Below are 12,635 nucleotides of genomic sequence, written 5' to 3' on the forward strand. Positions count from 1 at the left end.
GCTCCAAGACTTGTTTCATTAAAACTTTCACCATTCCTTCTCACCACCAGGAATTCTCTGTAAGCTTCCATAATAACTACTCTTCTCTTCATAGCTTTTGATTTACTCAAAGTATATTAAATCAAAATTCAGTTGTCAAGGGGGTTTCTATTTTGAAAATAAGTTTTTTATTGCATTAAATACATCTGAAAAGAACTGTCCTATCTTTGCAAATAATCCTTTTGCTTCTTCGCTAGTTAACTTATCCTTTAATTGATTTGTTACATCATTTAATTGATCTTTTATGCTGTTATAATCAAGATCTAGATTATTTATTTTACTCATTAGTGTCTTTATGCTAGCTATATCTTCACTAGATAATTTATCTTTATAATCTTTAACAGCATTATCAACAATTTTGTTGACCTCTTCTTCTGTCTTAGGCTTTTCCTTTATTACTTTTTTCTTTATATCATTCATTAAATTTGAAGCATCATCTTGACCTATTTTTTCAGCTACATCACCTGTAGTTACTAATTCTTCATTTGCTGCTTCTTTTTTATTTTCATCTATTTTTTGTCCTGAAGTACTGTTTTCAAATCCTTTTAATATCCCAGTTAATGCTGCTGTTCCAGATACTTCAAAAGGCGCTGCTGCTACAACATTAGCATTTTCAATTCCTGCTGTAATTAAAGCATTTTTTATCATTCCATCATTAACCCAAGTAAGATTGTTTGTACTTACCTTTATACCACCCTTACTTGTAGGTTCAACATAAGAACAAGATATTGCTCTATTACCAAGCTGAGCCTGAGTTGCAACCTTTCCTAGATATGTATGCTCCTCTTTTGATGTAACTTCCAATAGGTTAACTTCATTTTTCTTAACACCAAAATACTTTAGCATGTCATCCTTCTGAGCTTGTGTTAAATCAGCTCCTAAAGTTACAGACTTAAAAGAATCTGCATGAGCAGTAACTCCTGTAAATCCAGTAACAAAGGCACCTAAAGCCATGGATGATATAATAAGCTTATTTATAAATGATTTCATCTTCATAATTTTTATTCTCCTTTTAATAAACTTCTCTTTTTTGATTATAATATAAACAAGTTAATTTTTACTTAGAATAATCTTACAATAATATTAATAATTTTACTTAACACTTTTAATAGTTGTTGGTTCAAATCTATACTCTTGCTCTACATTAGGATACTTTTTCTTATCTACTTCACTTAAAAACATATCAACAGGCCTTGCATAAACTCCACAATCTCCATATAAAGCCCTATAAATAACTAGCTTTTCTCTAGTTTCTGAATGCTCAGCTATATCCAAAACTAAATATAAATCCCCTTTAAAATGTTTAAATATCTTCCCCTTATACTCTGATAAATTTATTTTCTGCATTTTACTTCTCCTAAAAGTTATTTTGAGAGAAGAATTTTAACTACTTCTCTCTAATCATTTTACTACTTTTGACTGTATCTTCAAGAGCTACGTCAAAATCACTATAAAGTATCTATTCTTCAGGAAAAGGATTAGACTGACGCTGAGAAACGCGTCTACCAGAATAATGTGCGTCCTTAGCGTTACCTTCTAAGTCTTTAAGATTTTTGTGTTTTGAACCTTCATCATAGCTGTTTGAAAAGCCTGTTTTGTTAAGTGGTACTTTATTTATGTTTTTCATAAGTTCTCCTTCTAATTAAACGTATTTATTACATAGTTTGCTTCACTCAGCTTCATTAGATTCATCTTACATTATTATTTTTTGTAACTAAAATACATTTCAAATAGCGTATATCAACAAATAGGCCCATATCAACATTTTCATCAGTGATATGGGCCCTTTTCTTATATATTATTATCTTTTAATTAAAGGAAATGCTATAACATCTTTTATTGTATGAGAACTGGTAAGAAACATTATCATTCTATCAATTCCTATTCCTAAACCTCCAGTTGGTGGCATACCAGTATCTATAGCAACTGCAAATTCTTCATCCATTGGACTAGCTGTTTCAAGATCCGCTCTTAGTTTTGATGCTTGTTCATGCAAAAGTATTCTTTGTTTTAATGGGTCATTAAGCTCAGAATAAGCATTTCCAAGTTCAACTCCATAAGCATAAGGCTCGAACCTTTCAATTAAATCAGAGTTATTTCTATGAATCTTACACAGTGGAGAAGATTCTTCTGGAAAGTCTATAACAAAGGTTGGTTGAATTAGATTCTTTTCAGAATAAGCTTCAAATAGATTAACTATTAATTCACCCTTTGAACATTCATCTATAACTAATCCCTCGTTTTGACTTTCTATTAAGAGCGAATTGTTTTTAATACTTTTAATAATTTCTTCCTTTGTAAGTATATCAACATCAATTCCTGTATCCTTTTTTACAAGGTCACACATTTTCTCTCTTTTCCAGGGAGCTTTAAAATCAATTTCTACATCTCCATACTGAATTTTTGTTGTTCCATTAACTTTGTTAAATACATAATCATATATATTCTCCATGAGCCTCATCATGTCATTATAGTCAGCATAAGACATGTAACATTCAAATAAACTGAATTCCGGATAATGGGTTCTATCAATTCCCTCATTTCTAAAAGCTCTTGCAAAGGTATAAACTCTTTCAATTCCCCCAACTATCAGCCTTTTTAAATATAATTCTGGGGAAATATTCATATATACATTACAATCCAATGCATTAACAAAGGTTTCAAATGGTTTAGCTTCTCCTCCACCATATTTAGTATCTAAGATAGGAGTATCCACCTCAATAAAGTTTATATTATTTAAATATTCCCTCATAGCTGTTATTGCTTTTGAACGTTTAATAAATCTTTCTTTAACGTCCTCATTCATTATCATATCCAATGAACGGTGTCTTTGTCTTAAGTCAGCATCTTGTATACCATGATATTTTTCTGGAAGTGTTCTAATGGATTTTGATAATAATTCAAACTGTTTTACTCTTATAGTGATTTCACCTGTTTGAGTCTTAAATACAGTTCCAGTAGCTCCAATAATATCACCTACATCAATTAATTTTAAGATTTCATAACTTTCAGCACCTAAGACTTTTTTACTTAAGAATATCTGTATATTTCCTTTTTCATCTATGATATTCCCAAATGTAGCATTGCCCATCCTTCTTATCAGCATAGCTCTTCCTGCTAATGTGAATTCTTGTTCTTCTTTTATATTTTCAAAGTTATCCAAAATATCCTTAGTATGAGTTGTATCTTTGTAGCTATAAGGATACGGATTAACTCCTAACTCATAAAGTTTATTTAACTTTTTAACTCTTTCAGCTACAAATTCATTTGAATCTGGCATTATTTTTTCTAAGTTTTCTATACTTTCAAATTCTTTATACATTTTAGTTATACCACCTTTAAATATTTATTTATAATCTAATAAACTTTTAAACAAATAAAAAAACCTTCACCTCCAAGAATTTAATCTTGAGGACGAAAGTTATATATTCGTGGTACCACCTCAGTTTATCCATATGTCGCCATATAGACCTTTTCAAGTACATAATTAAATATACTCTATAACTTATAACGGGTTATACCGTCACAGCCTACCTCTGAAGCCAGACTCGGTGTGCAACTCTGAGACCTTCTTCAATAAAAACTCCTTGCTCATTCTCATCTTCTAGAGCTCTCTGTAAATTCATCTATTTATCTACTCTTCTCTTCATAGTCTTTAAAAGATTATAACACTAAAAAGTTGTATATGTCCATACTTCGAATCCCTCAATAATTTTAAATTTGACAGCAAATCAACTGGAAATATATGCTACAATTATTTTATAAGAATATTAATAAAGGAGCTCTAATTTATTATAAAAAAGGCACTTTTGATATTATAGAAGGCAAAAAATATAACTTAGTTGGAGATAATCAAAATATTTAAATAAACTTAGATAAAAATAATTCTTTTGAAATTACTATGAAAAAAGTTAATGATGGAAATCCAATTTTAATGAAGAACTTAGGTGATCTTCCAGTAAAATTCAATTCACGTTTTAATGATACTGAAGAATACGAAAAACTACTAAAATAGTTACTTGAAAGGAGCTGATATTATTACTAAAGTTAAAAAATTTACTATTCTGGGATTAGTTTCTCTCTTAATACTTATCATAATGGTTTTGATTTCACCTACTAAACTAAATGGTCTATGGTATTTGTATAATGGAAATGATATAAATACTGATTCTAATATAAAAAATCAACTTAACTCAAAAGATTATATAAAAATTTCAAATAGGACTATGGAGAGCTTTCAAAGTGATGGTAAAAATGGCATATCTGAGATGAAAGTGCTAGGAAATAAAATGCATGTTGGCGATGCAGTATATAAGTATGAAATAAATAAACGTGGAGAACATAAAATCTTAGTTTTAGAATTGATAGGCTTTGATAACGGTCACTTAAAAGAGTCAATTGAAAGTGGTGAGAAGTTTATATATGTATTTGAAAAAAGTATTGATTTTGAATAATAGAGTTTTAGGAGGTTTATAGATGTGAAAAAATTTATTTTAAGTACTTTTTCTTTAATCTTAATTTCTCTTTTAATAAGTTGTAATAGTAAAGTTTCAACTATACAAAAATCTATTGAGACATTTTTTAGCAAAAACTCTTCAAATGAAAAAGTGGATATTTTACTTATAAAAGAAATTGATAATGAGAAACTTATTTTAGCTCAAAAACCTGGAAAAGATGGAGAGCAATCAACTAATCTTTTTTTACTCAATGAAAACAATAAAATTTTAAGTTGGACTAGTGGCAGAAAGCCAATTAGTCAATGTTTTACTGTAAACACTTTAATTTATAATAACAAAAGAATTATTTTCGGAAGTTTTAATGATAGTAAGTATATTCATTCGGAAGATAAAAAGATAAGTGTAGATATCTCTAAAATAAATATCATTCTTACAGACAACAAAAGTATTTGTGAAGATGTCTCTTTAGATAAAGGTTACCTTTTAGTAATTGATGACACATCTGATATTCAGGAAGTTACCGTTTTAAATAATGGCAATGAAATTCAAAGTACACTTAGAGATATTGATAATATAATAGATAAAGCTGATTTTATTAAATATAAACTATAGTCTTTAACGATTAAATTCTTTATTATCTACATAATATGCTATAATTTATATACAGAAATAAATACAAATATATAAGGAGTTATACTATGAAAGAATTCAGAAATCCGAGAAACATTCATGAACCAGTTGCTGATTATACACATCAAGTTGAGGTTTCAGGACAGGCTCGTTGGTTAGTTATGTCTGGACAGATTGGAAAATATAAAGATGGACCTATTCCAGAAGATCCAATAGAGCAAATAGGAATAGCTATGGATAATATTGTGAAGAATTTGGAAGCATCCAATATGAAAGTTACTGATTTAGTAAAAATAGTTTTTTATTTAGTTGGGAATATTGATAATTCCAAACGGGTTGAAGCTGTTTCAAAAGTACTACAAGGTCATAAACCCTGTATGACCTTATTATATGTAGCTTCTTTAGCTAATCCATCTATAAAAGTTGAAATTGATGCATGGGCATGTTCTGATAATTAACTTAAAAATAGCTGCTTTTGAATTCAAAAGCAGCTATTTCATTAGCTAGGTAGTCTTGACTTATTCTTTACTTACGCAAATTTTTTATTGCATATTATTATATGATTTTTCTAAAAGATTTATAAAAAGTGTCCTCTCTTCTTCACTCATACCTTCCATTATCTGCTTTTCAGAATCTTTAAAAACTTTATCTAAGCCTTCCATAATTCTATCTCCCTTGTCAGTTACTTGAATTTTCATGGCACGACCATCTTCACTATCAGTATAACGAATAATAAAACCATTTTTCTCAAGCCCATTTAATAAACTTGTTACTGAAGGTCCACTAAGTTCCATCCTCTCTTGCAAAAACTTTCGGCTAATATTTACACCTTCATAAACACTTCTTCTTATTGCACCTAAAAGTCTAGCCTGCTGATTAGTTATTTCATATTCAGCTAATTTTTGATCATTTAAATAACGTAATCTATGAGCTATGCCTCTAATATAAAAGTCTGCACTAGGTTTTCCTCTATCTTTATGCATTTATTTCTCTCCTTTCCAATTAGGTTTAATTCTAATTTCAGTATATAAGTAGAATTCTACCTCGTCAACAAAAAAGAAGTCTCCACGAATTAAATCTGTGATGACTTCTTAATTCTTTTATAAACTTAAAAACTTTTCAAATCTTTCTCTAACTTTTTCTTCACCTAATATCTGCATTATTGTGTAAAGATCTGGTGTGTTAGTTCTATGAGCTAAAGCTATTCTAACTGCTCCAGCAACATCAGAAATCATACCTTTGTATTGATCTGGATTTGCTTTAAATTCTTTTCTGTTAGCGCAGTAACCAAGGTTTGCTCCTATTACTTTTAAATCTTCAAACCAAACTTCTTGACTTCCAGCATTGAAGTTAAATTCATTTTTATAAACTTCAATTATTGCCTTAGCCGCTTCAATTGTAAGTCCTTTTGGAAGTTCTACTTGTTCCAAAGTTTCTTTGTAGAATAATTCATCAAAGAAGTAGAAAATCTTTTCTTTAACTTCATCCCATTTAGCAAAGTCTTTTCTTGGTTTTGGACCTTCTTTATCTATGTTGAATATTTCTTTTGACATCTTTTCATTTTCTGTAACTAATTTATACATTTCTTCATCAAATTCTTTAGCCCAAGCTATGTAGTTATCATAAACATCTGAAGCCTTCATTAAAGCTATACGATCTTTAGCAACATCATTTAACTTAACTAAATCAAATAATGCTCCGCTTTTACCCATTTTTTCTAAGTGAATTTCAAACTCATGATAATCTGTTGTAGGATTTTCAGCTCTCCATTCTTCAAAAGTTGAATTAACTATATTTAATAGATATTCAATTACTGTTACTGTAGGATACCCTACTTCTTTATAATAAGATACAGCAGCTTCAGCATCCTTTCTCTTTGAAAGCTTTCTCTTAGATCCGCCATCTTGCTTCATTATTGTTGGAATATGAGCATATCTTGGAGCTTCAAAACCTAAAACTTCAAATAGTTGAACATGTATAGGAAGTGATGATAACCACTCTTCTCCTCTTATTACATCTGTAGTTTTCATTAGATAATCATCTATAGCATGAGCAAAGTGATAAGTTGGAAGTCCATCCCCTTTTATAAGAACTATATCTTGATTGTTTTCTGGGAAAGATATATCTCCCTTTATTAAATCATGGAACTCAACTCTTTTTTCTGGGTTTCCTGGTGACTTTAATCTTATGATATATTGTTCTCCATTTTCAATTCTCTTTAGAGCTTCTTCTTCAGTTATGTCTCTAAACTTAGCATATTCTCCATAATATCCTGGAGTTATTTTGTTTGCTACTTGTTTTTCTCTAAGTTCAGCTAATTCTTCTGGAGTTGCAAAACATGGATAAGCTAATCCTTTTATAAGTAAGTCCTTTGCAAAAGTATTGTATATATCAGCTCTTTGACTTTGTCTATATGGACCATATTCTCCTTTATATGTTTCTTGTCCAGTCATTCCTTCACTAAAATCCATTCCGAAATTGTGCATAGTTTTTATAGTGTCTTCTATAGCACCTTGAACTTCTCTTTTTTGGTCAGTATCTTCTATTCTTAAATAGAAAATTCCTCCTGTTTGGCTTGCTAATCTTTCATTAATTAATGCCGCATATACTCCACCTATATGTTGAAATCCTGTTGGACTTGGTGCATATCTTGTAACCTTTGCACCTTCTTTTAAACTTCTGTTTGGGTATTTATTAGTATAATATTCTCTTGAATTCTTAACCTCTGGGAATATTATCTCTGCTAATTTTTCAAAACTCATTCGTATCTCTCCTTTGAATATAAATATAATTACATACATTAATGCTATAGATGTTGTTCTTAACGTCATCTTAATAGGCTTAATAATGACTCTAATGAAGCTGAGGAACGCTTCTACAGGGCATAGGTGTAAAAAAATAAAAGCCTCCCGTCCTAAAACTACTTAGGACGAAAGACTAATTCCGCGTTACCACCTAAATTGATTAATTTCTTAATCCACTTAATTTATCTTTAAGGGAATAACCCCATAAATATACTACGCCAAAAGGCTTTCTATTCACTGCTCCAAAGCTTCCTTCAATGGTTTTAAATGCTGGTCTTTCACCTTCCCCAAGCTCTCTAAGATTTAAAATATCATCTACTCTTCTTTATCATTGCATTTTCTTTAATTATTTACAAAATACAAATCAATTATACATGGGTAACATACTAATGTAAAGATGTTTTACCTATAAAGATACTCTATTCCTTTTTTTAGTCTCCACAATCCCTCTATCAGTTTTTCTTTAGGACATCCACAATTTAATCTTAAATATTTTGCTCCATTATCTCCATAGGTTTCCCCAGGCATAATCCCAACTTTACCTTCATCAACTAAAGCGCATTGAATCTCCTCTTTAGTAAAAGGCAGCTCTCTCACATCAATCCAAGCTAAATAGGTTCCTTCTGCTGGTTTATATTTTAACTGAGGTAATTCTTTTTTTATAAACTCTTCTACTATTACAGTATTTTCTTTAATATACTCAACAAGCTGATCTATATAATCATCACATTCTCTATATCCAACCATAGTAGCATACATTCCAAAAATACTTACTGAATTTAAGAAGTCTTTTTTACGGGTTTGAAGTAAAAATTTCTCTCTTATTTCTTCACTTGGAATTATACTGTAAGATCCTATTAACCCCGGAGTATTTAAGGTTTTGCTGGCACTAGATACTAAATACAGCTGTGTATATTCTTTTATATATTTTAAAATAGGAATATGTTTGTTTTTTCCTAAGATAATATCCATATGAATCTCATCAGAAATAATCTTAACTCCATACCTTTTACAGCTTTTTATTATGTGTTCTATTTCCTCATTAGTCCAAACACGGCCTGTAGGATTATGAGGTGAACATAAAAGCATTATTTTACATTCTTTTATTTTTTTATCAAAGCTTTCAAAATCTATTTTGAAAACTCCCTGTTCTTCTTTTAAAGTCTCACTTACTAGTTGTCTATCATTTTCTTCTATTACGGAGAAAAAGGCGTCATACATTGGATTGAAAGCTAATATCTTATCCTTAGGATTACTTAAAAGCCTGATTAACACAGATACAGAATACATAACTGAGGGGCTGTATAAAATCCAATCCTCATCTATAAAACAATTAAATCTTCTCTCATAATAGTCAGCTATAGCTCCTTTAAAATCATGATGATTCCATCTAGTATAGCCGTAGATTTCATGGTTCATTACTTCTTTCAGCTTATCTGTGATGGGACAGGGTATTTTAAAATCTGTATCAGAAATTGAAAATGGAAGCAGATCTTTTTTACTAAAGCGATCCTCAATATAATCCCACTGTGTACAATAGGTTCCCTTTCTATTTATAACTTCATCAAAATTATATTTCATAGTTTATTTCTCCTTTAACACAATCAATTCCTTTGAGGCATGATTAAGTGGTACTCCAATACCATTTTCTATCAAAACATCATCCTCAATTCTCACTCCACCTAAATCTGGAATATATATACCAGGTTCACAGGACATAATCATTCCCTCTTCTAAAACAGTATCACTTTTCTCATTTAAAATAGGATATTCTTCTCCATCTCCTATTCCTATACCATGTCCCAATCCATGATTAAAATATTCTCCATAACCATGATTCTTAATAATATCACGAACTATCTTATCTACATCTTTTGCTTTAACCCCTGCTTTGATTTCCTTAACTCCTGAAGTTTGAGCCTTTAGTACTACTTCATATACTTCTCTCATCCTATCACTAGGTTCACCTATAAATACAGTTCTAGTCATATCTGATTGATAGTTTTTATATTCAATTCCAAAGTCTAAAAGTATAGGCTCATGGGCCTTAATCTTTCTTTCTGTAGGTCTTCCATGAGGCATTGCACTACGTTTTCCAGTTGCTACAATTGTTTCAAAGGACATTCTAGAAGCTCCCATTGAAATTCCATAATACTGTATCAAGGCTGAAATCTCATGTTCATTCATTCCAATCTTTATCTTATCTATTACCTTATAAAATATTTCATCAGTTAACTTGCAGGCCTCTTTTATTACAGCTATTTCTTCTTTCTCCTTAATTATTCGAAGCATATTTAGTTCATCCTTTAATATATGCACCTTATCTATAGTCTCTTTAATTTTTATATATTCATCTATAAGCATGCTATTTCCTTCTACAGCAAGGCTATTGTAATTATGCTTATCCAATATTTCCTTAACGGATTTTAAATAACCTCCGCTATCACTTAAAACAATTTCTAAGTCTTTTTCTTTTTCCTTAGCTTCTGTTATATATCTTCCATCTAAAATTAAGTACCCTTTCTCTCTTGTAATTAATAGCTTGCAGCCACTTCCTGTTAAAGTATCTAAATACTTTTTTACTGTCTTACTCTTAATTAAAACTCCATCCACATTTAAATTTTTAAGTAAAGCTTGTACCTTTTCTACTCTTTTTGCCATAATTCTACCCACTTTCATATACAAAACTAAGACAAGTAAAATCCTTGTCTTAGTTTTGCTTATAATATTAAAAATCTAAATCTAAATCCTTTAATAAAGCTTCATCTTCATCAGAAATAACCTTTTTATTATTTTCTTCAGTTACTCTCTTTTCAAACATCTTAAAGAATGGATACCAGACTAAAACAGAACCTATCATCTGTATAGCATTAACTATGATTGTTCTCCAGTCTCCATTTACTAAAAATCCTTCTAAAAATACTCCAACATAAGGAGGATTAAAGAATGGTTTGTCTAATAGACCAAAGTACATCAAAAATCCAGGGAAAGAACCTAATATTGCTCCACCCACTACATAAGGTATAAAGAAGGTTGGATTTAATACAATAGGAGCTCCAAATAATATTGGCTCATTAATTCCGAATAGTGCTGGGATTAAGGAAACTTGTCCTACACGTTTATAAGCTTTAGATTTTGATAAAAGGCACCAAAATACTAATCCAAAAGTTATACCTGTTCCTGTAAAGTTTGCAAAAGCCGATACCATTCCTCCTGTATAGAAGTGTGGTAATGGTTGTCCAGATTGCATAGCTGTGATGTTTTCTGCTAAAAACTGTACTCCAATTGTTCCTGTAATTGGACTTAATACTGAAGGATGAATTCCGAAGAAAAATAATAAACAAGATAAAAATGTTACAAATAAGAATACTAATGGATTGTCCATAGAACCAATTAAAGGTGATAAAAATTTTGTAAGTACTTCTGGTGGTAAAGTTCCAAAAATAGTTATAGAAAGCTGACGAATTGTTATAAATACACCTACTACTATAATTGTAGTTGGAATCATCTCGAAGGATCTAGATACGAAATCAGGTACTCCTTCTGGCATCTTTATAGTAAATTTCTTAACAGTACACCATCTATATAATTCCACTGCCAGCATAGCTGATACCATAGAAATAAATAGTCCTTTTGCACCTAAATATTTAGTTACCATCCCTCCATCATTTGTAAACGATATTACTAAAAATAAAAATCCAAACCCAGCCAAAGTAATACATCCTGGAATATATAATTTGTAATGTTCCCCTAATGCATAGGCTATAGCTAAACACACATATAGCCCCATAAGTCCAAGAGATAAAGTTACTGGCAAGTCAATTATGTCAGCATTTGAAGTAATAAAATTTGAAATAAAATTCCCCTGTGGCAGCATATTAGGAAGTGCCGGAATAACTGCAAATAGACTTCCTATTATTAATATTGGTGTCATGGCTACCATTGATTTCTTTATTGCATTTAGATGTTGCTGTTTATCCATTTTATTTGCAATAGGTGTCAGGTATCTATTCATAAACTTCTCAAATTTATCAAACATAGTTTTCGCTCTCCTCTATTTTAATTGATTTTTCTTATAAGCAATTAATGCTAACTTTAAAGTAGTAGCTCCATCCATTTTTCCATAGGTGTCTTTATCTATTACTACATATGGAATGTTTTTAGGTTCAATAATAGGTTTAATATAGTCAATTTTATGAGCAATTTGAGGTCCTACTAGAAGTACATCACAGTCTTCAATTTCACTTTGCAGCAAATCAACTGGAATTGCTATAAAGCTGAAATCCTCTTCTTTTAATTTAGCACTGTTTTTTACAGTTTTTTTCATGTTGTCCATTAACATTGTGGTTGAAAATCCACCAGCACAGCATAATACAATTTTCATAATTATTCCTCCCCGTTATCAAAAACTTCTATTAATGTTTCAATCAAATCCCTTGCTAATTGAGCTGTCATATAATGATCCTGAGCATGAACCATTAAAAGACCTATTTCAGGCTTATCTTCTCCTCCTCTCATTTCTGCTGTAATTAGCTTAGATTGAATTTTATGCGCTTCTATATCAATTTCTCTAGATTCTTGAAGAAGCTTTCTAGCAGCTGCAAACTCTTTAGTTTTTACTTTTTTCAATGCTTCAAAAGCCTTAGATTTACTTTCACCTGCGGTACTTATTATTTCTACAATTTGTTGTTCTAACTCATTCATT

14 protein-coding genes and 3 other annotated features (1 of these 17 cut by a window edge) are annotated in these 12,635 nt (G+C 30.3%); of the genes, 3 read left to right on the forward strand and 11 right to left on the reverse strand.

Annotation, left to right across the window (positions count from 1 at the left end):
* Positions 1–101: a binding site (T-box leader), on the reverse strand (it extends 144 nt beyond the left edge of the window).
* Between the two features lie 46 nt (positions 102–147).
* The 4 genes from BUA92_RS05000 to lysS all read right to left on the reverse strand — a co-directional run bounded on the left by BUA92_RS05000 (position 148) and on the right by lysS (position 3,361).
* On the reverse strand, positions 148–1,035 hold the full coding sequence (locus tag BUA92_RS05000) for a DUF1002 domain-containing protein (protein ID WP_073017369.1): 888 nt from the start codon (positions 1,033–1,035) through the stop codon (positions 148–150).
* Between the two features lie 96 nt (positions 1,036–1,131).
* Positions 1,132–1,386, reverse strand: coding sequence for a DUF1653 domain-containing protein (locus tag BUA92_RS05005; RefSeq protein WP_073017372.1), 255 nt, complete (start codon positions 1,384–1,386; stop codon positions 1,132–1,134).
* Between the two features lie 112 nt (positions 1,387–1,498).
* Entirely contained in the window at positions 1,499–1,666 is a 168-nt protein-coding gene (locus tag BUA92_RS23195) for a hypothetical protein (protein ID WP_175550857.1), read from the reverse strand.
* Between the two features lie 174 nt (positions 1,667–1,840).
* Complete coding sequence (lysS, locus tag BUA92_RS05010; RefSeq protein ID WP_073017374.1) at positions 1,841–3,361, reverse strand: lysine--tRNA ligase; 1,521 nt, start codon at positions 3,359–3,361, stop codon at positions 1,841–1,843.
* Positions 3,362–3,446: 85 nt separating this feature from the next.
* Positions 3,447–3,698 (reverse strand) — a binding site (T-box leader).
* A gap of 438 nt (positions 3,699–4,136) precedes the next feature.
* Between lysS and BUA92_RS05015 the strand changes: the two genes are divergently transcribed.
* From BUA92_RS05015 to BUA92_RS05025, 3 genes are all read left to right on the forward strand, one after another.
* On the forward strand, positions 4,137–4,493 hold the full coding sequence (locus BUA92_RS05015; RefSeq protein WP_139259302.1) for a hypothetical protein: 357 nt from the start codon (positions 4,137–4,139) through the stop codon (positions 4,491–4,493).
* A gap of 24 nt (positions 4,494–4,517) precedes the next feature.
* Complete coding sequence (locus BUA92_RS05020; RefSeq protein WP_073017376.1) at positions 4,518–5,108, forward strand: hypothetical protein; 591 nt, start codon at positions 4,518–4,520, stop codon at positions 5,106–5,108.
* An 86-nt stretch (positions 5,109–5,194) separates the two neighbouring features.
* Positions 5,195–5,584: a RidA family protein gene (locus tag BUA92_RS05025; protein ID WP_073017377.1), complete on the forward strand. Its 390-nt coding sequence runs from the start codon at positions 5,195–5,197 to the stop codon at positions 5,582–5,584.
* Positions 5,585–5,668: 84 nt separating this feature from the next.
* Here BUA92_RS05025 and BUA92_RS05030 read toward each other — a convergent pair whose 3' ends face one another.
* The 7 genes from BUA92_RS05030 to BUA92_RS05060 form a co-directional block, all read right to left on the reverse strand.
* Positions 5,669–6,109, reverse strand: a complete 441-nt coding sequence (locus BUA92_RS05030; RefSeq protein ID WP_073017378.1) for a MarR family winged helix-turn-helix transcriptional regulator — start codon at positions 6,107–6,109, stop codon at positions 5,669–5,671.
* Between the two features lie 117 nt (positions 6,110–6,226).
* Entirely contained in the window at positions 6,227–7,888 is a 1,662-nt protein-coding gene (gene gltX, locus BUA92_RS05035) for a glutamate--tRNA ligase (RefSeq protein WP_073017379.1), read from the reverse strand.
* A 160-nt stretch (positions 7,889–8,048) separates the two neighbouring features.
* Positions 8,049–8,271: a binding site (T-box leader), on the reverse strand.
* Between the two features lie 61 nt (positions 8,272–8,332).
* Positions 8,333–9,511, reverse strand: coding sequence for a MalY/PatB family protein (locus BUA92_RS05040; RefSeq protein ID WP_073017380.1), 1,179 nt, complete (start codon positions 9,509–9,511; stop codon positions 8,333–8,335).
* Between the two features lie 3 nt (positions 9,512–9,514).
* Positions 9,515–10,591, reverse strand: coding sequence for a M24 family metallopeptidase (locus BUA92_RS05045; protein ID WP_073017381.1), 1,077 nt, complete (start codon positions 10,589–10,591; stop codon positions 9,515–9,517).
* Between the two features lie 67 nt (positions 10,592–10,658).
* Positions 10,659–11,969 carry a PTS sugar transporter subunit IIC gene (locus BUA92_RS05050; protein WP_073017382.1) on the reverse strand — a complete coding sequence of 437 codons (1,311 nt, stop codon included), beginning with the start codon at positions 11,967–11,969 and terminating at the stop codon, positions 10,659–10,661.
* Positions 11,970–11,984: 15 nt separating this feature from the next.
* A complete protein-coding gene (locus BUA92_RS05055; RefSeq protein ID WP_021802642.1) occupies positions 11,985–12,314 on the reverse strand; it encodes a PTS sugar transporter subunit IIB in 330 nt (109 codons plus the stop codon).
* A 2-nt stretch (positions 12,315–12,316) separates the two neighbouring features.
* Positions 12,317–12,634 carry a PTS lactose/cellobiose transporter subunit IIA gene (locus BUA92_RS05060; RefSeq protein WP_073017384.1) on the reverse strand — a complete coding sequence of 106 codons (318 nt, stop codon included), beginning with the start codon at positions 12,632–12,634 and terminating at the stop codon, positions 12,317–12,319.
* Between the last annotated feature and the right edge of the window lies 1 nt (position 12,635).

Source organism: Clostridium intestinale DSM 6191 (genome assembly GCF_900130055.1).
GTDB lineage: Bacteria > Bacillota > Clostridia > Clostridiales > Clostridiaceae > Clostridium_T > Clostridium_T intestinale.